The sequence below is a fragment of the Rhodovarius sp. genome (assembly GCF_040399605.1).
Classification (GTDB): Bacteria; Pseudomonadota; Alphaproteobacteria; order Acetobacterales; family Acetobacteraceae; genus Rhodovarius; species Rhodovarius crocodyli_A.
The window spans coordinates 1-22,721 of record NZ_JBBARU010000031.1 but is presented as its reverse complement, the minus strand read 5'-3'; the positions used below and the strand labels follow the sequence as shown (position 1 = coordinate 22,721).

Sequence of the window (22,721 nt, the reverse complement as noted above, 5' to 3'; positions counted from 1 at the left end):
CTCAGCCCTCCGCCAGCACCGGGGCCAGAAACCGGGCAAACAGCGCCGGGTTTTCCGCGAAGGGGAAATGCCCGATGCCATCCATCCGCTCGAACCGCGCGCCCTTGATCTGCGCCGCCGTCGCCGCCGAGGCCTCGGCGGTGCAGGAATAATCATATTCGCCGGTCAGCAGCGTCAGCGGGCAGCGCGTGGTGTCGATCCCGCTGAGCCGCCCGCGCGCGTCCCAGCCGCCGGAATAGAACAGGATATCGCCGGGGAAAGTGCCAAAGCCGCCCTGGCTGTAATGCCACCAGACCTCGGCGGCGCATTCGGCGGGCGATTGCGGCGCCATCAGCCCATCCACCCATTCGGGGGTGAACATCATGCCATTCACCTTCGGGTGAAGCGGCCAGGGGGTGCGCCGGCCGGGAATATGCTCGCAGGCCTCGCAGGCGACGATATGGGCGAAGTGGTCCGGGGCGCGCAGGGCGATTTCCAGGCAAATCTCGCCGGACATCGAGGCGCCGAGCAGCACCGGCTTCTCGGCAAAGCCCCAGGCCTGGCGGAAGCCCAGAATCAACTCGCAATACAAATCCGTGTTCAAGGCCCAGCCGCCCGGGGCGGTGATGGCGGGCGAGCGGCCATGCCCCGGCAGATCAAAGGCGGTGATCGCCCAGCCCGCCAAGGCGGGCTCCGCCGCCAGGCGATGGAATTGACGGCTGTCAGACCCTGCCGTGTGCATGGCCATGATCGGCCGGCCCTCGCCATGCTGCTCGCCATAGAGCACCACATCGCGCCCGCCGGCCCGCACGGTGACGTAGCGGCCGCGCGCCGTGGGGCAGGGGGTGGGGCTGCCCAGCCGCGGGCGCAGCGATTCGGGCGCCGGGCCGGCATGGCCCGCCGCCGCCCAGCGCGCCAGATCCATCACCCGGCGCAGCAGATGGGCATGCTGCGCCCAGGCCAGTTCATCGCCCGTGGCGGCAAAGCCGGGCGCGCGCATGCGCATGGCGAAGAGATTGTGGTGATGCCGCTCTGGCAGCAGGGCGAGCGCCTTGTCCCAGGTCGCGGCCTCGGCTGTGAAGGTGGTGGGCGCATCGGCCCCCGCCTCCAGGCGCAGCGCGCCATCGGTCAGTACCAGGGTGAAGCCCTGCGTGCCCTGGACGAAGGCAAAGCGCGCCCCAGCACCCGGCAAATGCCGCGCCAGCACCGCATCGCCTTCGCACAAGGCCTGAAACCGCGCCATCGCACCCTCGGCCTGCAGCCAATTCCATCCGCTCATTTGGGTCTCCTCCGTGGCCGGATGCTCGTCGCGACGCGGCCGGGCCGCAAGCCCCTTGCGGGTGGCGTTGGATGCGGCATCCTGGCCGCTTCAATGGAGGACACCATGTTCACACCCACCCGCCGCGCCGTTCTGGCAGGCGGTGCCGCCCTGCTGGCCGCGCCCCGCCTTGCCCATGCCTTTCCTGACCGCTCGCTGCGCGTCATCGTGCCCTGGAATGCGGGCGGCGTGACTGACATCCTGGCCCGCGCCATGGCGCCGGCCATGCAGGCGACGCTGGGCCAGCCCGTGGTGATCGAGAATCGTGCCGGCGCCAATGGCGGCGTGGGGGCCGAGGCGGGCGCGCGTGCGCCGGCCGATGGCCACACCCTCTTTGTCTCCAATGCCGATACCCATGCGATCAACCCCTTCGCCTATCGCCGGCTGCCCTATGACCCGCAGGCGGATTTCGCCCCGGTCAGCCTCTTTGCCCGCGTGCCCTTTGCGCTGATGGTCGGGCCGTCGCTGCCGGGGGTGACCAATCTGGCGGGGCTGCTGGCCGCCGCCCGCGCCCGGCCTGGTGCGCTCAGCTATGCCTCCTGGGGGGTCGCCTCGGCCTCGCATCTCTCGATGGAGCGGATTTGCCGCGCGGCGGGGGTGGAGATGCTGCATGTCCCCTTCACCGGCCAGGCGCCGGGCATGACGGCGGTGGCCGCCGGCCAGGTGGATGCCATGGTGCTGCCCGCCGGCGGCGCCGAGGCGCTTTCGCGCGACGGCCGGGTGCGGGTTCTGGCGGTGACGAGTGCCGAGCGGCTGGCGCTGCTGCCGCAGGTGCCCAGCCTCAAGGAGGCCGGGGTTGATCTGGTGACCGGCAATTGGTTCGCCTATCACGTCCCCGCCCGCACCCCCGCCCCGGTGGTCAGCCAGCTTTCCACCGCCATTGGCGCGGTGCTGCGCCAGCCCGCCGTGGTCGAGGTCTTCCGCCAGCAGGCCACCACGCCTGAGGCGACGACGCCGGAAGGCCTGGCGGCATTCGTCCGTGATGAGCGGCAGCGCTGGGGCGATGTGATACGCGCCGCGAATATCGTGCTGGAGTAGCCCTGCCGGCGATGGCATGCCAATAGGGGCTGACCGGAGGAAAACCCATGGACCAGCCCCTTCTCGCAGCCGACCCGCACGCCGAAATCCGTGAGGAAGTCCGCAAACTCTGCGCCCGCTTTCCGGGCGTCTATTGGCGCGAACTCGATGCCCGCCGCGGCTACCCCACGGAATTCGTTAATGCCCTGACTGAGGCCGGCTATCTCGGCGCGCTCATCCCCGAGGAATTCGGCGGCGCCGGCCTGCCGCTCTCCGCCGCCGCGGCGATTTTGGAGACCATCCACGCCGAGGGCTGCAACGGCGCCGCCTGCCACGCCCAGATGTACATCATGGGCACCATCCTCAAGCATGGCAGCCCCGAGCAGAAGGCCCGCTATTTGCCCGGCATCGCCGAGGGTTCGCTGCGGCTGCAGGCCTTTGGCGTGACGGAGCCGACGAGCGGCACCGACACCACCGCCCTACGCACCACCGCCCGGCGCGAGGGCGATAAATGGATCGTCAACGGCCAAAAAATCTGGACCTCGCGCGCCGAGCATTCCGACCTGATGCTGCTGCTCGCCCGCACCACGCCCAAAGACCAGGTGACGAAGAAGACCGAGGGCCTTTCCACCTTCATCGTTGATATGCGCACCGTGCTGGGCAAGTCGCTCACCATCCGGCCGATCCGCACGATGATGAACCACAATTCCTGCGAGGTCTTCTTCGACAATATGGAAGTGCCGGCGGAAAACCTGGTTGGCCAGGAGGGCCGCGGCTTCCGCTATATTCTCGATGGGATGAATGCCGAGCGGTTGCTGATCGCCTCCGAATCGGTGGGCGATGCCAAGTGGTTCACCCAGCGCTCGGTGGAATATTCCAAGCAGCGCGTGCTCTTCGGCAAGCCCATCGGCACCAATCAGGGCGTGCAATTCCCCATCGCCCGGGCCTATGCCCAGATGCGCGCCGCCGAGGCGATTGTGAAGGAAGGGCTGGAGCGCTTTGAGGCCGGGCTCCCCTGTGGTGAGCAGGCCAATATGGGCAAGATGCTGGCCGCCGATGCCGCCTGGGCCGCCGCCGAGGCCTGCGTGCAAACCCATGGCGGCTTCGGCTTCGCCGAGGAATACGATATTGAGCGGAAATTCCGCGAGGCCCGGCTGTATCAGGTGGCGCCGATCAGCACCAACCTGATCCTGAGCTATATCGGCGAGCATGTGCTGGGGATGCCGCGCAGCTACTGAGTTATGGCGCGGCGGCGGCGCCGTGCCGCCTCCGGCCCCGTGGCTGAGAGCAGGTTGAGGATGAAGCCATGAACAACATCGCCCCTGGCGCCCCCGATGCCGTGATCGCCGCTGCCCAGGCCTTCCTGGGCGAGCGCATCACCCGCAATGACGCGCTGCGCCAGCAGCATAGCCGGGGCGAGGACACCTCGGTGCCCACCCTGCCCGATGCGGTGGCGTTTTGCGAAACCACCGAGGAGGTGAGCCGCCTCGTCGCACTGTGCCACCTCCATGGCGTGCCGGTGGTGGCCTTTGGCGCCGGCACCAGCCTGGAGGGCCATGTGAACCCGGTGCGTGGCGGCATCTCGCTCGACCTCAGCCGGATGAACCGGGTGCTGGAGGTCAGCGCCGCCGATCTCGATTGCCTGATCGAGCCGGGCGTCACCCGCCAGCAACTGAACGAGTTTCTGCGCGACCAGGGGCTGTTCTTCCCGGTTGATCCCGGCAGCCATGCGACCATTGGCGGCATGTGCGCCACCCGCGCTTCGGGCACCAATGCGGTGCGCTATGGCACCATCAAGGAAAATGTCTTGGCGATGGAGGTGGTGCTGGCCGATGGCCGTGTCATCCAGGTGGGCTCGCGCGCGCGAAAGGCCTCCAATGGCTATGATCTGAAGTCACTGATCATCGGCTCCGAAGGCACGCTGGCGATCATCACCAAGATCCGCCTGCGGCTGCATGGCATCCCCGAGGCCACCTCAGCCGCGGTCTGCCAGTTCGAGAGCCTCAAGGCCGCGGTCGATACCGTTATCACCACGCTGCAAATGGGCGTGCCGGTGGCGCGGATCGAATTGCTCGATGAGGTGCAGATGGCCGCCTGCATCGCCTATTCCAAGCTGGAGGGCATGACCGCCAGCCCCACGCTCTTCCTGGAATTCCACGGCTCCGAGGCCAGCGTGAAGGAACAGGCCGAGACGGTGGAGGCGATTGCAACCGACGCCGGCGGCGCAGGCTTCGCCTGGGCCACCGACCCTGAGGCCCGCAACAAGCTGTGGAAGGCCAGGCACGACGCCTATTGGGCCGCTGTGGCCAGCAAGCCGGGCAGCCGTGGCATCGCGACCGATGTCTGCCTGCCGATCTCGCATCTGGCCGAGGCGCTGCTGGGGGCGAAGGAGGATATCGCCGCCAGCGGGTTTTCCGCCCCCATGGTCGGCCATGTCGGCGATGGCAATTTCCACACCGTCATCCTGGTGGAGGATGACCGGCCGGAGACGCTGGAGGCGGCCTGGGCGCTGGACAAGAAAATCGTCCACCGCGCGCTGGCGCTGGGCGGCACCTGCTCGGGCGAGCATGGCGTGGGCCTGGGCAAGCGCGAATTTCTGGAGGTCGAGCATGGCATGGAGGCGCTCTCGGTGATGCTGAGCGTGAAGCACGCACTCGACCCCAAGGGCATTCTCAACCCCGGAAAGATCTTCCGCAATTGAGCCTGCCCATTGGCGCGCAAATTCTGGCCCTCACCATGGGCCATGTCTTCAGCAATGCGGTGCGCACGCTGCCTGCGGTGTCTGCCGATGTGCTCTCGCGGGATCTGGGCATCGGCACCGAGACGCTCTCGGCCATCACCGGCGCCTTTCCGCTGGCCTTTGCGCTGGCGATGATCCCGGTGGGGGTGGCGCTGGACCGCTGGGGCTCGCGGCTGGTGGCCATGGTGCTGCTCAGCATTGCCGCCACGGGCGCGGTGCTGGCGGGTTTCGCCACCGGGCCGCTCTCGATGGTGGTGGCGCAGAGCATCATCGGCATTGGCTGTTCTGGGATGATGATGGCGCCCATGGCCTTCGCCGCGCGCTCCATGCCGGTGGCGCAATTCGGCATCTGGGCCGGTATCGTACAGGCGACGGGCAATTCGGGGATGCTGCTCACCGCCAGCCCCCTGGCCTGGCTGGTGGATTATTCCGGCTGGCGGGCAGGCTTTTTCGCCTGCGCGGTGCTGGCGGCGCTGGCCTTTTGCGCTGTGGCAATTCTGGTGCGTGAGAGGCCGCCGGGCGGTGGGCGAAAATTGATGGATGACGCCAAGGCGGTGGTGGGTTTCGGCTTCTCGCCCGCGCTGATGCCGGCCATGGCGCTGGCCTTTGTCAGCTTCGGCGCCATGCTGGGCATGCGCGGCCTGTGGGGCGGGCCATGGTTGATGGAGGTCAAGGGTTTTTCCCGCATCGAAACCGGCAATTTGCTGCTGCTGCTGGCCGCTTCCCTGGTGATCGGGCCTTTCCTGGCCGGCTTGGTCGGGCGCGCGGTGGGGCGTCTGGTGCTGCTGCTCGCCACGGGGCATTTGCTGGCGGCGGGCTTTATCGTGCTGCTGGTGCTGGCCGGTGGGGTGGATGCGCCCTGGCTGGATGGGCTGCTTCTCGTCGGCTACGGGCTGAGCATCACCTATCAGGTGTCGCTCTTCGCCCTGGTGCAGGGGCGGGTGACGCCGGATGTGGCGGGGCGCGCCTTGTCGGCGATGAACGTGTTCTTCTTCGGCGGTGCGGCGGTGATGCAGGCGACGATGGGGCTGGCGGCGTTCTGGGGCGGGGTGGCGGCGGCTTTGCTGTTCATCGCCGCGGCGCTGGTGCTGGGCGTTGTGGCGTTTTTGCTGCTGGAGCGGCGGTTTGTGGCGTCAGGGAGAGCACCAGCCCTCCCGGACCCAGTCGCGAAGGGCTGAAAGGCCCTTCATTCTGGCGGTGTGAGAGGGTTGGGCAGGGGGCGTTGACCCTGCCGCCTTCCGCTACCGCCCCACGGCATAGCCCTGCATGCCGCGCGGATTCGCCCCGGCGCGCAATTGCCCATCGGCCTGAATACGCGCCCCCGTCAGCCGCCCTTCAGACCAATCGCCGCCCATCTCCAGCACATGGCCACGGGCCTTGAGCTCCTCGGCCACCGCCGCCGGGTAGCGGCCTTCCAGCACCAGCTTGCCCGGCTTGGCCGCGCGCGGCCAAAAACTGCTGATCCAATGCTCGGAGTGGAAGGCCGGCATGTCGATCGCCTCCTGAATATTCAGGCCGTGATGCAGCATGCGCAGCAGCATCAGCGGCTGCCATTGGTCCTGCTGCTCGCCGCCGGGCGTGCCAAAGCTCATCCAGGGCTTGCCATCGCGCAGCGCCATGGAGGGGCTGAGCGTGGTGCGCGGCCGCTTGCCCGGTACGAGGGTATTGGACAGCCCCTCCTCCAGCCAGAACATCTGGCAGCGTGACCCCAGGCAGAAGCCCAGCTCCGGGATCGCCGGCGAGGATTGCAGCCATCCCGCCGATGGCGTGGCCGAGACCATATTGCCCCAGCGGTCGATAATATCGATGTGGCAGGTATCGCCGCCCGAGGCGCCGAGGCGCGAGACGGTGGGCTCGCCCGTGCCGGCGGCGGCACGCGCCTCCAGCCCGCGCCGGATGGCGGCGGCATAATCGGTGTCCGGCGCGCGGCCATCGGGTGAGCCGGGGCGGAATTCCATCGAGGCCTGCGCGCCGATCAGCTTGCGTCGTTCGGCATTGTAGGCGTCGCTCAAAAGGGTGCTCATCGGCACGTCAAAGAAATCCGGGTCGCCACACCAGGCCTCGCGGTCGGCGAAGGCCAGTTTCTGTGCCTCGACGAAATGATGCACGAGCTCCGCCCCCATCGGGTCCATCCCCGCCACATCGATGTCGCGCAGCAGCGAGAGCGTCATCAGCATGGCCGGGCCCTGGGACCAGGGGCCGCATTTGAGCACCTCGGTGCCGTGATAATTGTAGCGCAGCGGCGCGTCGTAGCTGGCCTGCCAGTTGGCCATGTCATGGGCGGTGATGACGCCGTGGTTGCGCTCGCCCGTGGTGTCCAGGGCGGCGAAGCGGCGGGCGAAGCTTTCCACCGCCTCGGCCACGAAACCCTTGTAGAAGGCGGCACGGGCGGCCTCAATCTGGGCGATGCGGTCTCCGCCCGCCGCTTCGGCCTCGGTCACGATGCGGCTATAGGTGTCGGCCAGCACCGGGTTGGCATAGAGGCCGCCCGGGGCGGGGCCGCCATCGCGCAGCCAGAGTTCGGCGCTGGTCGGCCAGGCGGTCTCAAAAAGCGGGCGGACGGTGTCGATGGTCTGGCGGATGCGCGGCACCATATGCGCGCCGTGCCGGGCATAGCCGATGGCGAATTCCAGAATCTCCCGCGGCTTCCAGGTGCCATGGTCGCGCAGCATCAGCATCCAGGCGTCAAAGGCGCCGGGGATGGGGGCGCAGAGAAAGCCGGTGCCGGGCATGATGCTCTGCCCCAGCTTGCCCTTCACGTGATCGATGGTCAGGCCGGCAGGCGCCGGGCCCTGGCCGCAGATCACGCTTTGCGCCCCCGTGGCCGCCGAATGCAGAATGATCGGGCAATCGCCGCCCGGGCCATTGAGATGCGGCTCGACGATTTGCAGGGTGAAGCCGGCGGCGGCGGCGGCATCGAAGGCATTGCCGCCGCGCTCGAGCACCGCCATGCCCACCTGGCTCGCAATCCAATGCGTGGTGGCGACGACGCCGAAGGTGCCGGCGATTTCCGGCCTGGTGGTGAACATCATTGTCTTGCGGGCTCCCCTTGCGTGGATGCGATAGGTGCAGGCATCCCATCGCCGGTCAATCTGGGGTGCGACATGCTGGTGGCGGTGGTGGGGCCTTCGGGCGCGGGAAAGGACACGGTGCTGGAGGGCTTGCGCCGGGGAGGGCATGTCATCGCCCGCCGCGCCATCACCCGCCCGGCCGAGGCCGGGGGCGAGGATCATATCGCCATGACCGAGGCCGAATTCGCCGCGCATGATTTCGCCCTGCAATGGCAGGCGCATGGCCTGCATTACGGCATACCCCGCGAGATCGAGGCGGCTTTGGCGGCGGGGCAGGTGGTACTGGCCAATCTCTCCCGCACTGTCTTGGCCGAGGCTGCGGCGCGCTACCCCTTCGCCGTGCTGGAGATCACCGCCCCGCCCGCCATTCTGGCCGCCCGGCTGGCCGCCCGGGGGCGCGAATCGGCCGAGGATATCGCCGCGCGCCTGGCCCGCGCGGCGCCGCTGCCGCCGGGGCTGCTTGTGCTGCGCGTGGTCAATGACACCACCCCCGAGGCGGCGATCGCCGCCGCCGAGGCATGCCTCGCAGCGCTGCCCCGATGATCTCGGCCATAAAGCCCGGTGGTGACGCCAGCCAAAGCCTTGCCTCCGCCTGCCGCCCGGCGCAGTTTCGCCCGACATGAACCCTAAAATCCTCGCCGGCCTGGCATTTGGCATGGCCGCCTCCATCATCTGGGGCGGGCATGCCGTCGTCGCGCGCCTGGCGCTGGCGGGGCAGGGGTTTCACCTGCTTGATCTCGCGGCTTGCCGCTTCATCCCCGGCGCACTGTTGCTGGGCCACCTGGCCTGGGGCGCGCGGGCGCGGCTGCGCGAGGTGGGGCTGGCCAAGCTGCTGGTGCTGACTGCGGTGGGGGGCTTGGGAAATTTCATGGTCTTTGTCGGGGCCATGATTTGGGCGCCGGCGAGCCATGGCGGCACGGTGGCGCCGATGACCGCACCGGTGGCCGGCGCGCTGGCGGGTTGGCTGCTGCTGGCGGAAAAACCCACCTCCGGCCGGCTCGCGGCGCTGGGCGTGATGTTGGCCGGCGTGCTGTGCATCGGCTGGGATGGCCTGGCCTCCGATAGCCCCGGGGTGTGGAAGGGTGATGTGCTGCTGCTGCTGGCCGGCGGCTCCTGGGGCTTTTTCGGTGCGCTGCTGCGGCGGTGGCAGGTGCCGGCCTTTCCGGCGGCGGGCGCCATCGCGGTGGTCTCCGCCGTGTTGGTGACGCCGCTATGGCTGGCGGGGCCGGCGGTGGAATTCGTCACGCTGCCCTGGGCCTCGCAATTGTGGATGATCTTCGCCCAGGGGGTGATGCTGGGGGTGCTGGCCATGCTGCTTTTCACCCGCAGCGTGGAGCTTTTGGGGCCAACCCGCGCCTCCACCCTCTCGGTGGTGGTGCCCATCACCGCGCTGCTACTGGCCGCCGTGGTGCTGGGGGAGGCGCTGACGCCGCTGAAACTGCTCGGCGCCGGCCTCGCCTTAGCCGGCATGCTGGGGGCGGTGACGCTGACGGGAAGGCGCTAAGTCGCCGCTTGGTCGCTTGCAGTGCAGGCCCCGCCGCCCCTAGACTTGCGGCATGGACACAGCGCCCCAACCCACCCATCACGACCTCGGCGGCAACCCGAAATACCGCTGCACCGCGGTGGAGCCGGAAAACCCGGCCCTGAATGATTTCGACAAGCGGGTGGACGCGCTGCGCGTCGTGCTGCGCGAAAAAGGCCTGATCACCACCGATGAGCAGCGCCTGAAGATCGAAAGCCTGCCGCCGGAAGAGTATTTCGGCCTCAGCTATTATGAGAAATGGCTGAAGGCCATGGCGGCCGTGCTGGTCAGCCGCGGCATTGTCAGCTGGGAGGATGTGTCGTGAACCCACAATTCGCCGCCGGCGCCCGCGTCCAGGTCAAGAACAACCGGCCCGAGACGGTGATGCGCCTGCATTTGCGCACGCCGCATTACGTCCGCGGCCGCCAGGGCATTGTGCTGCGTGCCCTGGGCCGCTTCCCCAACCCCGAGGATCTGGCCTTCAACCGCCCGGCGCCGGAGAAAATGCTCTACCATGTGCTGTTCGAACAACAGCCGGTCTGGAATGAGGGCGAGGCGGGCGACACCCTGCTGGTGGAACTTTTCGAACATTGGCTTGAACCGGTGGAGGGCTGAAACATGGCCGCACGTGAACCCTCAGCCGCGCATGTCGTGTTGCTGGAAAAACTGATCGGCGCGCTGACCGCCAAGGGCATCCTCACCGAAGCCGAGATCGCGGCGAAAAAATCCGCGACCGAAAAAGCCAGCCCCGAGACCGGCGCGCGCATGGTGGCCCGCGCCTGGACCAACCCGGAATTCCGCGCCCGGCTGCTGGCCGATGGCACCGCGGCCGCTGAGGAATTCGGCATCTCCCTGGCCGGCAACCCGCCGCTGGGCGTGCTGGAAGACACCCCCGCGCTGCATCATCTGGTGGTCTGCACCCTGTGCAGCTGCTATCCGCGCGTGGTGCTGGGCTTCCCGCCGCATTGGTACAAATCCACCGCCTACCGTGCCCGCGCCGTGCGCGACCCGCGTGGCGTGCTGGCGGAATGGGGCACCATGATCCCGGCCGGCACCCAGATTCGCGTGGTGGATAGCACCGCCGATTACCGTTGGATGGTGCTGCCGGTCCGCCCCGAAGGCACTGAAGGCTGGAGCGAAGACCAGCTCGCCGCCCTGCTGGGGGCGGAGGAATTGGTCGGCGTGGCGCTGCCGAAGGTTGCCAGGGCCCAGGCGGCCTGAAGGCGGCTGGGGGAGCCCCCCAGCCCCGCTTGCGCCCAAGCCCACCCTCAGCCAGGGTCAGCCCATGACCGATGACCCGCCGCAGGATGGATTGCCCCCGGGCCGGCGTGGTTTGGCGATGGCCTGTATCGCCCTGGGCATTTCCATCACCGTGCTGGATTCCGCCATGGTGAATGTCGCCTTGCCCGGCATTGCCCGGGAATTGGCGGTGAGCCCGGCCACGGTCACCTGGGTGGTCAATGCCTATCAGCTGGCCCTTGTCAGCCTGTTATTGCCCTGCGCCTCGATGGGGGAGGTCTTCGGCTTCAAGCGGGTGTATCGCGTGGGGTTGTGCGTGTTCATTCTGGGGGCCTTTGGCAGTGCCTCGGCCGGCAGCCTGGAGGTTTTGCTGGCCTCGCGGGTGATGCAGGGCCTGGGCTCTGCGGCGGTGATGAGTGTTTCGGCAGCCCTGATCCGCCACACCTATCCCATGTCGATGCTCGGCCGGGCGATAGGGCTCAATGCGCTCACCGTGGCTTTGAGCTCAGCCCTCGCCCCTTCCATTGGCAGTGTGATCATCAGCCTGGCAGGATGGCCATCGATTTTCTATGCGAGCATGCCGCTGGGGATATTGATCCTGCTGGTGGGCAGCCGCTTGCTGCCCAATGTGGCCCCCCAGCGCCGGCCTTTCGACTGGCCGGGTGCGGCGCTGAACGTGACCAGTTTTTCGCTGCTCTTCCTGGGGCTGGACATGGTGCTGGTGCTGCCCTGGCTGGCGGGTGGCCTGCTGGTGGCGGCGGGGGGGAGTTTTTGGCTGCTGGTGCGCCTGCAGCGCCGCCAGCCCGCGCCGCTTTTGCCGCTGGACTTATTGCGCATCGTGCCGGTCAGGCTGGCCATCATCGCCTCGGCCTGCATGTTTGGCGCCCAGGCCATGGTCTATATCGGGCTGCCCTTTCACCTCACCGCGGCGGGGCGCAGCGTGGCCGAGATCGGGCTGATCGTCTCGCCCTGGCCGGCGGCCATCGCGCTGGCGGCCCCGATATCGGGGCGGCTGAGCGATAGGCTGAATGGCGCCTGGCTCTGCGTCCTGGGCTCGGCCGTGGTGGCGCTGGGGCTGCTGGTGGTGGCGCTGCTGCCGCCCGATGGGCCAATCTGGCCGATCATGGTGGCGCTGGCCTTGTGCGGGCTCGGCTTCGGCTCATTCCAGGCGCCGAACAACCGCACCATGCTGGCCAATGCGCCGCGCCATCGTGCGGGCAGTGCTGGTGGCATGCAGAGTACCGCGCGCGTGCTCGGCCAGGCGGCGGGCACGGTGATTGTTGCAATGGTGTTCCATGTCTCAGCGCATGGGAATGCGGAGAGCATTGCGCTCGGCGCGCTCTACGCCGCCGCGGCGGTGGCAGGCATGGCCTCGCTGGTGAACCTGCTGCGGCAGCGTATGGGCTGATATTCCTTGAAATCCAACCGCTTTTTGCTCTAAACTCTGCGTATCAAGGCCCGCATTGCGCCCGGCGCGGGGAATTTGTCCGAATACGACAGGTTGCGTGTTTGCCCGCCCGGGCGGGGGTCACAGCCCGTAATGCGCCCGGAACCAGGCCACGAATTGCGGCACACCCTGGCTGACCGGGGTGGCGGGGCGATACCCGGTCAGGGCTTCGAGCAGCGCTGCATCCGCCCAGGTGCGCAGCACCTCGCCGGCCTGCAGGTCCATATCGTTGCGCGCAATCGGCCGGCCCACCGCGCGCTCGATCTCGGTGATGAAATCGAGCAGGCCGACCGGCGCTCCATTGCCGATATTGACCACCCGGAAGGGCGCCACCGGGCTGAGGCTATCGCCCGCTCCCACCGGCTTGCCACGCTCAGGGGCGAGGGGGATGAGGCGGGTAATCGCCTCGACCAGATCATCGATAAAGGTAAAATCCCGCGCCATATGGCCGTGATTATAGACGTCGATCGTCTCGCCCTTCAGCGCTGCGGCGGTGAATTTGAACAGCGCCATATCCGGCCGGCCCCACGGCCCATAGACGGTGAAGAAGCGAAAGGCGGTGATCGGCTGGTTCCACAAATGGGCATAGCAATGGCCCATCAACTCGGCCGAGCGCTTGGAGGCGGAATAAATGTTCAGCGGCGTATCAGTGGCATGCGTCTCGAGAAATGGCACCGCCATATTGGCGCCATAGACCGAACTGGTGGAGGCCATCAGCAGGTGCCGCACCGGCATCTCCCGGCACAATTCCAGCAGATTGAAACTGCCCACCATATTGGCCGAGACATAGACATCGGGGTGTTCCAGCGCATAACGCACGCCCGCCTGGGCGGCGAGATGCACCACCACCTCCGGCCGGCCCGCTTGCATCACCGCCCGCAGCCCGGCCATATCGGCCACATCCTGCACATGGTTGGTGAAACCCGGCCCGGCCAGTTGTGCCAGCCGGGCATGCTTCAGCGCCACGTCGTAATAGGCCACCAGATTATCCACGCCCACGACCTCATGGCCCTCGGCCAGCAACCGCCGGCAGAGGTGAAAGCCAATGAAGCCAGCGCTGCCGGTGACCAGAACCCTCACGGCTTGTCGCCCAGATCCCACCAGATGCCGGTGAAGGCCAGCAGGCCCTCACGCAGGATGGCGGGCAGCGCATGCTCATCCGGTCCATGCTGCTTGCAGCCATTATAGCTGTGCGGAATCCAGACCAGCGGCACGCCCAGATGGTCAACAAAGACATCGCCCGGCAGCCCGCCCGAACTATTGGGGATGATCTGCACCCGCTTGCCGAGTGAGGCCTGCATGCTCTCCTGGGTCCAGAGCACCCAGGCATCATCCGGCGCGGTGCGGCTGGCGGGCATGCGGCTGCCGGCATTCTCGATGACGACCTCGGGGAAGCCATGCTCATCCAGATGGCGGCGCAGCGCGGGGGCGAAGACCGCGACATCGGTGTCCACCGTGTAGCGGATCTGGCAATGCGCGCGGGCATCGGGCGCCACGGCATTGACCGGGTTTTCCGGCCGGCCCGATGTCATGGCCAGCACGATCAGGCTGTTCCAGCCATAGATTTTCTCGGCCGAAGTCAGGCCAGGCTCGCCCCAATCGGCATCGATGGTGGCCGCACCATCACCGCCGCCCACCGGGCAGCCATCCAGCACGCCGCGCACCTGCGCCGGCACGCCATTCTGCGGCAGCCAGTCGCGCACCAGAATTTTGCCATGCCGGTCCATCATCGAGGTGAGGGCATGGCTGAGGATGATCGCCGGGTCGCGCGTCAGCCCGCCCCAATGGCCGGAATGCACACCACCGGCGCGCAGCTTCACCACGAGGTCAAAATGGAAAGTGCCGCGGGTGCCGGTGGCGATGGTGGGCAGGCCAGGCTCGACGCGCGGGCCGTCGCTGGCGATCAGCGCATCGGCGGCCAGCATGTCACGATGATTGGCCACGAATTCGCGCAGGCCCCGGCTGCCGCGCTCCTCGGCCATTTCGATCAGCAGTTTTACGTTGAAGCCGAGCTTGCCGCCGCGCGCCGCCAACACCGTCTCGAGGGCGGTGAGGTTCAGCACGTGCTGGCCCTTATTGTCGGCGCTGCCGCGGCCGTACCAGAGGCCGTCCAATTCGGTCAGCGTCCAGGGGTCGATGCCGTCGCTCCATTGGTCCTCCAGGCCGCGCACCGTGTCGCCATGGCCATAGAGGATGATGGTCGGCCGGGCCGGGTCCTCGATGCGGGTGCCGGTCAGGATCGGGCCGAAGCCGGGCTCGGGGTTGTCATGGATGGCGGTGACGAAGCCCATGCTTTCCACCCAGGGCCGCAGCCCCTCTTCCAGATAGCGGCGCAGATCGGCGTCATGCCCCGGGTCCTGGCTGGTGGAGCGATAGGCGATCAATGCCGAGAGGCGATCACGGAAGGCGCCACTATCGAAGAATTCCCCCGCGCGGGTCAGCGCGTCCCTGCGTTCAAGCCTGCCGTCAGCCATGTCTCACTCCCTTGCGTTGCGCCAGCGCCAATAGGCTGACGTCTCGGGCAGGGAGCGCCGCGAATCCGCGCTCCCGCCGAACCATAATCCCACATCGGGCCCCTCCGGCTGCGGCATGGCAAGCCGCATATCCAGCCTTAAGCGGGCCAGGTCATATTGGCCGGAGAGGCGCGCCATGCCGGCCTCGCCTTGCAGTATGGCCTCGCCGAGCCGCAGCAGCCCCGCCTCAGCGGTGAAGGGCAGGGTGAGGCGGGTGAAGGGCGTGCTGCCGCCGGAGAGCGCCGCTGCCATGGCCGGGCGGGCGGCCTCGGCCTCGGGCAGCGCCAGGGCGGCGGCCAGCGCTGCCAGCTCCACGCCTTGCAGTGTGCCATCGCGGATGGTGACGTCGCCCTGCCCAGCCAGCGTGGCGCGCCAGGCATCGGGGCCGTGCCCGGTGGCCGAAAGTGCCAGCATGGCATCGGCCCGGCCGCTCGTCACATCGGGCAGATGGCCGAGCAGGGCTTCGGTCACCACCGCGCCTGCCAGCCGGGCCTCAAGCGCCAGGGCGGGCGGGTTGGCGGTGGTATCGGCCCGCAGCATGGCCTGCAGGGTGCCGCCGGAAAGGCGCGCCTCCTCCAGCGCGATGGCAAGCCGGCCCTCCTCCAGGCGCAGCATGCCACGCAGGCCGCTCAGCGGTGGCAGCAGGCTGGGCGGCGGCAGCAGGTTTTCCGCCCGCAGCGCCAATTCCATGTCAAAGCCGCGCAGGGCGGGGAAGAGGGTGGCGATGGGCAATTCTGGCAGGGCCAGGCTGTCGGTGGTCAATTGGGCGCTGAGGCGCGGCCGCGCGCCCTCGCGGTTGAGGCTGAGAGGGCCACGCAGGCGCAACTGCCCCGCCACCACATCAAGGTTCTCGGCGGCCAGAAGCCCCGGACGCAATGCCACCCCCGCGATGATGGCCAACGAGCCCTCACCCAGCCATTGCCGCCCCGCCGGGCCGATAAGCGGGCCGAGCAGCCGCCCCGCGCCCGGGTGGCGCAGCGTGATTGTGCCGCCAGCCCGGCCCTGGCCGAGGTCCAGCGCCATCTGCGCTTCGAGGCGCGCATCATCCACACTCGCCTCCGCCCGCAGCGACAGCGCATCGGCAGGGCCTGCGAGTTGCGCGCGCAGCCGAAGCGGCAGGGCTGCCATGGCGGCGGGCAGGTTGAGCCATGGAGGCGTCGGCATAAGGGCCAGCGCGCCGCCCAGCATGCCGCCTTGGGCTTCCAGCACGGCCTCATTGATCCGAGGCGGTGCCAGCGTGCCATTGCCCGCGGCGGTGATATCCGCCCCGCCATGCCGCGCCAGGGCACGGCGCAACACCAGCCGCCCGGCCTCGGCCGAGGCATCGATGCTGAGCGACTCCAGCGCCAAGCCGTGCAGGCTGGCCCGCTCGGCTGTGATGCGCAGATTGACATCCATGCGCGACAGCCTCTCGCCGGCGGCGAGCCAGGGGTCGAGGTCAAGGCGGGCGACTTCCAGGCCGAGGCCCAGCACCGGGCGCTCCCCCCAGCGCCAGGTCGCGGTGCCTGCCACACGGCTGCCATCGATATTGAGCGCCATATCGCTCAAACCCGCCTGCCGTTCATCCAGCACCAGGCGCATCGAGCCCGAGGCATGGGCGAGGGGCGCCACACCGGCGGGCAGGTTCAAGGCACCGAAGGCGGCCAGGGTATCGGGCGCGCGGCGGGTTTCGAAGCGCAGCGCCCATTCGGAGGTATCGGCCGTGCCGGCGCCGGAGGCGTTGATGCTGGCCTCCCCGGGCAGCTCGGCTGCGGCCTCGGGCACGATGATCCGGCCATTCTCCAGATGCACCGTCAGGCGCAGTTGGCGCAGCGCCACGCCGCGGAAACTGGCGGCCTCGGCGGAGAGATCAAGGCCTATGGGCAGCTCGGGGCTGCCGCCACGGCGCAGCGCCTCGGTCCAGGCGTCGAGATCGAGGCGGGAGGCGAGGAGGGCTGCGTCCAGCCGTGCACCCGGCGCTGTGCCGCGTGGCGCATCGGCCCGTGGTTCCGCGGCGAGGCGCAGCGAAACGCCGCCGCGCGCCTGCTGCCCGCCCAGATCGAGGACCAATTGGTCCACCCCCACCACATCAGCGGTGGCGGTGATACGGCCGGTGGCGGTAAAGGCGCCGCGCGGGGTGGGCAGCAAGGCCGAGAGGTCCTGGCCTGCCGCATCCAACCGGCCCTCGAAGCCGCCCTCGCCCAGCAGCACGCCGCGGGCGGCTATCCGGCTGCCGGCGATCTGGCCGGCCATGTCGAGCGGTGCCGCCCCATCATCGCCCGCCCGCCCAAGCGTGGCGTTGAAGGCAAGCGGCTGGCCGCGCCAATTGAAGCGGCCTTCGGCCCGCAGCGCATCGGCCAGGCCACCGGCGATGAAGCGCGCCGACACGCCCTCGATGCTGGCACCGGCCACGCTGATGCGGCTTTCCTCCAGCCGGGCATCGAGCAGGGTCAGTTCATCAAGACCCAATGTGGCGAGGCCCGGCAGGCGGGTGGGTGGCCAGGGCAGGCGGATATCGGCGCCCACCAGCACCACTTCACGCACCACCACGCGACCGAGCAGCAGCCGCCACGGGTCCAGCCGCAGGCGCATGGCCCGCGCGGTGAGGGCCACGCCGTCATTGGAGCTGCCAATGGTCAGGCCATCGGCCTCGATCAAGGTCTGCGGCAGCAGGCGCAGGCGCAGGCCGCCATTGAGGCCGATGGGCCGCCCCAGCCGCTCGGAGGCATGTTGGGCCAGCGCGCCGCGATAGCCATCCCAGTCGATACGCGCGGGCAGGGTGGCGGCGGCGGCCACCAAAAGGGGCAGCAGCAGCAACCAGGCCAGAGCCAGCCTGCGCGTCATTCAGCGCCTATCAGTTCTGGGTTCGAACGCATGATATCCAACAAATTCGGCCTGTTCCGTTTGACGGGACTGCCGCCGCTGCGCAAGGGGTTGGGGGGGGCGTGCGCGGGCGGTTTTCATGCTACGGTCACAGCAGAGACATGGGATGCGCATGGTTTGAGCTTCTGGGGCAAGATCATAGGTGGTGTGACCGGTTTTATGACCGGCGGGCCGATTGGCGCGGTTCTGGGCGCGGCGATGGGCCATGCCGCCGAGAGCGGCGCTGGCCGGGCTGACCTGGCTGCGCTGCTTGGCAGCAAGGACCAGCTTTTCGCGGTGAGCGTGGTGGTGCTTTCGGCCAAGCTTGCCAAATGCGATGGGCCGGTGAAGCGGGCGGAGATTGACGCCTTCAAGCGTGCCTTTCGTATCCCGCCGCAGAATATGGCCGAGGTTGGCCAATTATTTGACCAAGCGCGAGAGGATGCACAGGGTTTTGAGCCCTTTGCCGACCGGGTCGGGCAGGCTTTTGCCGATAACAAGGCGATGCTGGAGGATGTGCTGGCGGCGCTTTTTGCCATTGCCCGTGCCGATGCGCCGCTCACCCGCGGTGAGGTGGCTTTCCTGCAACGGGTGCAGCTGGGCTTTGGCCTTGATGCCGCGGCCTGGGTGCGGGCACGCGACGGCCATGCCACCCGCCCGCGCGAGGAGCCGGGCATGGACCCCTATGCCACGCTCGGCCTGCCGGCCAATGCCTCGGATGAGGAGGTGCGGGCGACATGGCGCAGATTGATGCGCGAAAACCATCCCGATGCGCTGCTGAGCCGGGGTGTGACACCCGAATTCGCCAAGCGCGCGGCGGATAAGGTGGCTGAAATCAACAATGCGTGGGACCGCATCAAGCGGGCGCGGAAGCTCTAGCCGATGCGGATGATCGCAGCGCCCAGCCCGAATTGTGACGCGCGGGGGGCGGCGGTGGACATGCTGATCCTGCATTATACGGGCATGGTGAGCGGGCCGGCGGCTTTGGCCCGGCTGCGCGACCCTGCGGCGAAGGTCTCGGCCCATTACCTCGTGGAGGAGGATGGCCGGGTGTTTGCCCTGGTGGATGAGGGCATGCGGGCCTGGCATGCCGGCGTTTCCCATTGGCGGGGCGAGAGCGGGCTGAACGCGCGCAGCATTGGCATTGAGGTGGTGAACCCAGGCCATGAGCATGGCTACCGGCCTTTTCCGCTGCTGCAGATGGTGGCCGTGGTGGAGCTCTGCCTGGAGATTTTGGGCCGCCACGCCATTCCCGCCCGCCATGTGCTGGCGCATAGCGATGTGGCGCCGGACCGCAAGCAGGACCCGGGCGAGTATTTCGACTGGCAGGGCCTGGCCGGGCAGGGGGTTGGGCTTTGGCCGGAGGAGGCTGCGGCGCCGGCTGGTGTGGAGGCGGTGCCCGGCCTGCTGACGGCGATTGGCTACCGTGCTGACCTGCCATTGCCGGTGTTGCTGCGTGCTTTTCAGCGCCATTGGCGGCCGGGCCTGGTGGATGGGCAGGCGGATGAGAAAACCCGGGGGCTGTTGCGGGCGGTGGCGGCGCTGAGCGCCAGCTGAACCGAGGTTGACACTGCCGGGCCAGGCGCGCAGGAGGGCAGGGCCAGGCGGCCGGATGACCGCTGGTTCGCGCCTTGGCGCGGGCTGGAGGAAAGTCCGGGCTCCACGGAAAGACGGTGCCGGCTAACGGCCGGCGGGCGGGTGAGAACCTGTTCAGGGACAGTGCCACAGAAAACAAACCGCCCGGGTGTCGACCCGGGTCAGGGTGAAACGGTGCGGTAAGAGCGCACCGCGCCCCGGGCAACCGGGGCGGCAGGGCAAACCCCACCGGGAGCAAGGCCGAATAGGGGTGCTGGTGCCGGGGTTCGCCCCAGGCACAGGGGTTTTCCGCCCCGCAACCCGGGTTGGCCGCACGAGGCGGGCTGTGAGGCCCGTCCCAGAGGAATGGTCATCCAGGTGGCGAAAGCCGCTGGACAGAACCCGGCTTACAGGCCGCCTGGCAGATTTGCGGTGCCTGGGTTGCGGAGGTGAGGCGCTGGCCTTATGAGCAACGCTCTCCGGACAGGTGGCCGAGCGGTCGAAGGCGCGCGCCTGGAAAGTGCGTATACGTCAAAAGCGTATCGTGGGTTCGAATCCCACCCTGTCCGCCAGTACCCAAGGTTTTCTGCGGGTTTCCGGTACACAGCCTCAGGTTCCCCACATAATTCCCCACATAAAACTGTGGCTTGAGGCGATCTTGGGCGAACTATGACGGTCAACACATCATCACTGCATGCTGGAACTACCTTGCCATGCGGCAGGCACATCACCTTGCCGGGGTGGGCAATGCCAGATGTGAGATGATCTCTGATCGCCGTGATCAGGCACACCCCCACCCCTTCGAAAAAGCCCGACTCTCAGACCCCACCCCGGGGGTAGACCCCTTTTCCAAGATGGTACCCCCTCGCCTCCCTACATACTAATGCATGCAAATGATTTGGGCGTGCATCCATCTTGGCTGATGCCGGCGATCATCGTAGGCAACCTGACCTATGGCGGGCTTGATATGCAGGCCTTGGGGCATCACCAGCGCCTCAAATGGCGCGCCCCTCCCCTTACCGCCCAGCGAAACCAAGACGCCCCTGGTGGACGCCGCAGGCAGCCTGGAGAGGGTATTCTGGAAGGGGTCAGCACCCCTTGATTTTCATCGGTGTGCGCGCCATCCGTCATCACTTGCTGCGCCTACTGGTACTGGCCGAATTGGGTGCTATGGCTGCTCTTATCCAGGGGAAAGCGGTGCTGGCGCCGATGATGTCCGCAACCCGGCTCAAAATAGCCCTCTCACACAATTCGCTAGAAATAATATCAGGCCAGGTTATATCTTAGCAATCGCCACCATCCCTGGCTGGTTAAGGTTTTTGTCATGTCCTTTTCGTCCTCCATCAACCTCTCCAGCCTCAATGGTGCCAACGGATTCCGCCTCGATGGCGTTTCGGCCCGTGATGGAAGCGGCGCTTCCGTTGCGTCAGCCGGCGATGTTAATGGCGACGGCTTCGCAGACCTCATTGTCGGCGCCCCTTGGACCAACCTGAATGGCGACTATGTCGGCGCCAGCTATGTGGTCTTCGGTAAGTCTAGCGGCGTTGCATCTGCCACCAACCTCTCTAGCTTGAATGGCACCAACGGCTTCCGACTAGCCGGCACCTCGGCAGGCGATAACGCAGGCTTCTCCGTTGCTTCAGCAGGCGATGTGAACGGCGATGGCTATGCTGACCTCATCGTCGGTGCTAAGCATGCTGACCCAAATGGCATTGACATTGCTGGCTCAAGCTATGTGGTCTTCGGCGCGTCCAGCGCCTTTGCCTCCTCGATCAACCTCTCGACCCTTGATGGCAGTACCGGCTTCCGGCTCGATGGTGTCTCGGCAGGTGACAACAGCGGCTATTCCGTGGCTTCAGCCGGGGACGTGAACGGTGATGGGTTCGCGGATCTTATCATCGGTGCCCCGGGCAGAGACCGCGGGAGTCTCGGTTGGAACGCCGATTCCGGTGCCAGCTATGTGGTATTCGGCAAGGCTAGTGGCTTTGATTCCGCCATAAACCTCTCAACCTTGGATGGCATCACAGGCTTCAGGGTCATCGGCAACTATGGGGGTGACCTTAGTGGCGCTTCCGTAGCCTCAGCCGGAGATGTTAATGGCGACGGCTTCGCAGACCTCATTGTGGGCGCCTACGGATCGCAAATTGGCAATGATATTTTTGTTGGCTCCAGTTCTGTTTTGTTTGGAAAATCTATCGGTTTTTATTCCTCATACGACTTCCTTTCCCCCGGTAAATGGTATATCGGCACTGGCTTTTCACTGAGTGGCGTCACGGCCGGTGACCGCACCGGCTTTTCAGTTGCTTCAGCCGGCGATGTGAATGGCGATGGCTGCGATGACCTGATCATTGGCGCCCCTGGAGCCACCAATCACGGCAATCAATATGCCGGGTCCAGCTATGTGGTCTTCGGCAAGTCCAGCGGTTGGGGTAACTACGGCATCGCCCTCTCTACCCTGAATGGCAACACCGGCTTTCGCATCGATGGCGTCACGGGCGGTGACAATAGCGGCAATTCCGTTGCACCAGCCGGCGATGTGAACGGCGATGGCTTTGCCGACCTCATCATTGGTGCCCCGGGTGCCGGCGCCAGCTACGTGGTCTTCGGTAAGTCAGGTAGTTTTAATACCGCCCTCAACCTGTCGACGCTGAATGGCGTCAATGGCTTCAAATTGAATGGTGGCGGTGGCAATACAGTAGCCTCAGCTGGCGATGTTAATGGCGACGGCTATGCTGATCTTCTCATCGGTGCCCCTGTAAACGATCCGAGTAGCAATGATTCCGGCTCCAGCTATGTCTATTTCAGCCCCGCCACCGGTGGCGCCACCTATCGCGGCACGACGCTGGCTGACCGCCTGCATGGCACTGCATTTGCCGATACCATGAATGGCAATGCCGGCAATGACACCATTACCGGTGGCGCCGGGAACGATACAATCGACGGTGGCGGTGGAAACGATACCGTCATCTGGGCCACCGGCGACGGCAGCGACACCATCACGTTGGGGACCGGCAACAACATCATATCCTTTAGTGGCAACGGCTTCACCTATATTGATGATGGCGCCCAGCGCGCCTTCACCATCGGCAGCGCCACCGTCACCGTCACGGACTGGACTGCCGGTAGCAACAGCGTCGCCATCTATAATCGGATGCCCTCGGTGACCTCTCCTGGCAGTACAAACTTTGCCGAAAACACCAACGGCACAGCCTATCAGGCTTCCGGTAGCAGCCCTGATGCCAATGCGCCCCTGACCTGGATGTTGGGTGGCACTGATGCACGCCTGTTCAATATCAACGCCGCCTCTGGCGCTGTGACCTTCAAGACCTCGCCCAATTTCGAGGCGCCGGCCGATGTCGGGGCGAACAATGTCTACGATATCACCGTTACTGCCTCCGATGGCAGCCTGAGCAGCGCTGCCTGTTCGGTGGTCATCACCGTCACCAATGTCATTGAGAC

Annotated in this window: 17 protein-coding genes, 1 tRNA gene, 1 other RNA gene and 1 pseudogene; 15 read left to right on the top strand and 5 right to left on the bottom strand. The window is 67.0% G+C overall.

The window, feature by feature from the left end; all coding sequences use genetic code 11:
• Window position 1 precedes the first annotated feature (1 nt).
• Entirely contained in the window at window positions 2–1,258 is a 1,257-nt protein-coding gene (locus ABWP84_RS09940; RefSeq protein ID WP_353211866.1) for an alpha/beta hydrolase, read from the bottom strand.
• Between the two features lie 105 nt (window positions 1,259–1,363).
• Here ABWP84_RS09940 and ABWP84_RS09935 point away from each other — a divergent pair, with 105 nt between their 5' ends.
• From ABWP84_RS09935 to ABWP84_RS09920, 4 genes are all read left to right on the top strand, one after another.
• The gene (locus tag ABWP84_RS09935) at window positions 1,364–2,335 is read left to right on the top strand and encodes a tripartite tricarboxylate transporter substrate binding protein (RefSeq protein WP_353211865.1); all 972 of its coding nucleotides are present in this window, start codon (window positions 1,364–1,366) and stop codon (window positions 2,333–2,335) included.
• A gap of 47 nt (window positions 2,336–2,382) precedes the next feature.
• Window positions 2,383–3,552, top strand: a complete 1,170-nt coding sequence (locus ABWP84_RS09930) for an acyl-CoA dehydrogenase family protein (protein ID WP_353211864.1) — start codon at window positions 2,383–2,385, stop codon at window positions 3,550–3,552.
• 68 nt (window positions 3,553–3,620) lie between these two features.
• Entirely contained in the window at window positions 3,621–5,015 is a 1,395-nt protein-coding gene (locus ABWP84_RS09925; RefSeq protein ID WP_353211863.1) for an FAD-linked oxidase C-terminal domain-containing protein, read from the top strand.
• Complete coding sequence (locus ABWP84_RS09920) at window positions 5,012–6,232, top strand: MFS transporter (protein ID WP_353211862.1); 1,221 nt, start codon at window positions 5,012–5,014, stop codon at window positions 6,230–6,232. Before ABWP84_RS09925 ends, ABWP84_RS09920 begins: the two co-directional genes overlap by 4 nt.
• Window positions 6,233–6,295: 63 nt before the next feature.
• Here the strand turns inward: ABWP84_RS09920 and ABWP84_RS09915 are convergent, their stop codons facing one another.
• On the bottom strand, window positions 6,296–8,086 hold the full coding sequence (locus ABWP84_RS09915; protein WP_353211861.1) for a gamma-glutamyltransferase family protein: 1,791 nt from the start codon (window positions 8,084–8,086) through the stop codon (window positions 6,296–6,298).
• A gap of 21 nt (window positions 8,087–8,107) precedes the next feature.
• Between ABWP84_RS09915 and phnN the strand changes: the two genes are divergently transcribed.
• The 6 genes from phnN to ABWP84_RS09885 all read left to right on the top strand — a co-directional run bounded on the left by phnN (window position 8,108) and on the right by ABWP84_RS09885 (window position 12,294).
• A complete protein-coding gene (phnN, locus tag ABWP84_RS09910; protein ID WP_353211860.1) occupies window positions 8,108–8,668 on the top strand; it encodes a phosphonate metabolism protein/1,5-bisphosphokinase (PRPP-forming) PhnN in 561 nt (186 codons plus the stop codon).
• Window positions 8,669–8,744: 76 nt separating this feature from the next.
• Window positions 8,745–9,629, top strand: a complete 885-nt coding sequence (locus ABWP84_RS09905; protein WP_353211859.1) for a DMT family transporter — start codon at window positions 8,745–8,747, stop codon at window positions 9,627–9,629.
• 52 nt (window positions 9,630–9,681) lie between these two features.
• On the top strand, window positions 9,682–9,972 hold the full coding sequence (locus ABWP84_RS09900; RefSeq protein WP_353211858.1) for a nitrile hydratase: 291 nt from the start codon (window positions 9,682–9,684) through the stop codon (window positions 9,970–9,972).
• Window positions 9,969–10,262, top strand: a complete 294-nt coding sequence (locus ABWP84_RS09895) for an SH3-like domain-containing protein (protein ID WP_353211857.1) — start codon at window positions 9,969–9,971, stop codon at window positions 10,260–10,262. Before ABWP84_RS09900 ends, ABWP84_RS09895 begins: the two co-directional genes overlap by 4 nt.
• Window positions 10,263–10,265: 3 nt before the next feature.
• The gene (locus ABWP84_RS09890) at window positions 10,266–10,868 is read left to right on the top strand and encodes a nitrile hydratase subunit alpha (protein ID WP_353211856.1); all 603 of its coding nucleotides are present in this window, start codon (window positions 10,266–10,268) and stop codon (window positions 10,866–10,868) included.
• Window positions 10,869–10,932: 64 nt separating this feature from the next.
• On the top strand, window positions 10,933–12,294 hold the full coding sequence (locus ABWP84_RS09885) for an MFS transporter (protein ID WP_353211855.1): 1,362 nt from the start codon (window positions 10,933–10,935) through the stop codon (window positions 12,292–12,294).
• A 120-nt stretch (window positions 12,295–12,414) separates the two neighbouring features.
• On the opposite strand, the gene ABWP84_RS09880 is transcribed toward ABWP84_RS09885, so the two are convergent.
• The 3 genes from ABWP84_RS09880 to ABWP84_RS09870 are packed head-to-tail and all read right to left on the bottom strand — an operon-like array spanning window position 12,415 to window position 17,669.
• Window positions 12,415–13,413 (bottom strand): NAD-dependent epimerase/dehydratase family protein, encoded by a 999-nt coding sequence (locus tag ABWP84_RS09880; RefSeq protein ID WP_353211854.1) that lies wholly within the window; start codon window positions 13,411–13,413, stop codon window positions 12,415–12,417.
• Window positions 13,410–14,807 (bottom strand): M20/M25/M40 family metallo-hydrolase, encoded by a 1,398-nt coding sequence (locus tag ABWP84_RS09875; RefSeq protein WP_353211853.1) that lies wholly within the window; start codon window positions 14,805–14,807, stop codon window positions 13,410–13,412. The genes ABWP84_RS09880 and ABWP84_RS09875 overlap by 4 nt, the downstream gene beginning before the upstream one ends.
• A 3-nt stretch (window positions 14,808–14,810) precedes the next feature.
• Window positions 14,811–17,669, bottom strand: a complete 2,859-nt coding sequence (locus ABWP84_RS09870; RefSeq protein ID WP_353211852.1) for an AsmA family protein — start codon at window positions 17,667–17,669, stop codon at window positions 14,811–14,813.
• 156 nt (window positions 17,670–17,825) lie between these two features.
• Here ABWP84_RS09870 and ABWP84_RS09865 point away from each other — a divergent pair, with 156 nt between their 5' ends.
• The 5 genes and pseudogenes from ABWP84_RS09865 to ABWP84_RS09845 form a co-directional block, all read left to right on the top strand.
• Complete coding sequence (locus ABWP84_RS09865) at window positions 17,826–18,566, top strand: TerB family tellurite resistance protein (protein WP_353211851.1); 741 nt, start codon at window positions 17,826–17,828, stop codon at window positions 18,564–18,566.
• Between the two features lie 9 nt (window positions 18,567–18,575).
• On the top strand, window positions 18,576–19,244 hold the full coding sequence (locus ABWP84_RS09860; protein WP_353211880.1) for an N-acetylmuramoyl-L-alanine amidase: 669 nt from the start codon (window positions 18,576–18,578) through the stop codon (window positions 19,242–19,244).
• A gap of 43 nt (window positions 19,245–19,287) precedes the next feature.
• Window positions 19,288–19,688: RNase P RNA component class A (gene rnpB, locus ABWP84_RS09855), an RNA gene on the top strand.
• A gap of 55 nt (window positions 19,689–19,743) precedes the next feature.
• Window positions 19,744–19,834: transfer RNA gene (locus ABWP84_RS09850), tRNA-Ser, on the top strand.
• Window positions 19,835–20,586: 752 nt separating this feature from the next.
• Window positions 20,587–22,721: pseudogene (locus ABWP84_RS09845) on the top strand (FG-GAP-like repeat-containing protein); the annotation flags it as partial.

What these genes read in the sequence shown, in the direction of transcription:
- ABWP84_RS09940 (WP_353211866.1), bottom strand. Translation starts at nt 1,258, where the DNA reads ATGAGCGGATGGAATTGGCTGCAGGCCGAGGGTGCGATGGCGCGGTTT.
- ABWP84_RS09935 (WP_353211865.1), top strand. Translation starts at nt 1,364, where the DNA reads ATGTTCACACCCACCCGCCGCGCCGTTCTGGCAGGCGGTGCCGCCCTG.
- ABWP84_RS09930 (WP_353211864.1), top strand. Translation starts at nt 2,383, where the DNA reads ATGGACCAGCCCCTTCTCGCAGCCGACCCGCACGCCGAAATCCGTGAG.
- ABWP84_RS09925 (WP_353211863.1), top strand. Translation starts at nt 3,621, where the DNA reads ATGAACAACATCGCCCCTGGCGCCCCCGATGCCGTGATCGCCGCTGCC.
- ABWP84_RS09915 (WP_353211861.1), bottom strand. Translation starts at nt 8,086, where the DNA reads ATGATGTTCACCACCAGGCCGGAAATCGCCGGCACCTTCGGCGTCGTC.
- ABWP84_RS09905 (WP_353211859.1), top strand. Translation starts at nt 8,745, where the DNA reads ATGAACCCTAAAATCCTCGCCGGCCTGGCATTTGGCATGGCCGCCTCC.
- ABWP84_RS09900 (WP_353211858.1), top strand. Translation starts at nt 9,682, where the DNA reads ATGGACACAGCGCCCCAACCCACCCATCACGACCTCGGCGGCAACCCG.
- ABWP84_RS09890 (WP_353211856.1), top strand. Translation starts at nt 10,266, where the DNA reads ATGGCCGCACGTGAACCCTCAGCCGCGCATGTCGTGTTGCTGGAAAAA.
- ABWP84_RS09885 (WP_353211855.1), top strand. Translation starts at nt 10,933, where the DNA reads ATGACCGATGACCCGCCGCAGGATGGATTGCCCCCGGGCCGGCGTGGT.
- ABWP84_RS09875 (WP_353211853.1), bottom strand. Translation starts at nt 14,807, where the DNA reads ATGGCTGACGGCAGGCTTGAACGCAGGGACGCGCTGACCCGCGCGGGG.
- ABWP84_RS09870 (WP_353211852.1), bottom strand. Translation starts at nt 17,669, where the DNA reads ATGACGCGCAGGCTGGCTCTGGCCTGGTTGCTGCTGCTGCCCCTTTTG.
- ABWP84_RS09860 (WP_353211880.1), top strand. Translation starts at nt 18,576, where the DNA reads ATGATCGCAGCGCCCAGCCCGAATTGTGACGCGCGGGGGGCGGCGGTG.